The organism is Mesorhizobium sp. M8A.F.Ca.ET.207.01.1.1, from assembly GCF_004794715.1.
GTDB lineage: Bacteria > Pseudomonadota > Alphaproteobacteria > Rhizobiales > Rhizobiaceae > Mesorhizobium.
Genome location: NZ_SRUS01000168.1, coordinates 1 through 390, shown reverse-complemented (window position 1 = coordinate 390; position 390 = coordinate 1). Strand labels below are relative to the sequence as shown.

The following is a 390-nucleotide window of genomic DNA, read 5'->3' as shown; positions in this document are numbered from 1 at the left end:
CTTGGGCAGGTGCGGCTATCTGAGCATGGCGCCGGGCCCGGCGGAATGGGATCAATACGGTATTCGGTCACATTGTGGTGAAAGCGGCCAGCTTTGACGTAATGGGCCGGTCTGGTGCTGGCGCTCGGCGCCGTGGAGGACTACCGTCGAACGCTTCGCCCACCCCTGTGCCCGCGCCCATGACCGAGCCCGCAACGCCCCCCGAGCACCTGCGCCACAGCCTGTCCAACCGCCACCTGCAACTGATCGCCATCGGCGGTGACATCGGCACCGGACTGTTCATGGGCTCGGGCAAGACGATCAGCCTGGCTGGCCCCTCCATCATCTTCGTCTACCTGATCATCGGCGCGATGCTGTTCTTCGTGATGCGCGCGATGGGCGAACTGCTGC

At 65.1% G+C, this 390-nt stretch carries 1 pseudogene; it reads left to right on the top strand.

Annotation, left to right across the window (positions count from 1 at the left end):
• Positions 1-179: 179 nt before the first annotated feature.
• Positions 180-390: pseudogene (locus EN850_RS34025) on the top strand (D-serine/D-alanine/glycine transporter); the annotation flags it as partial.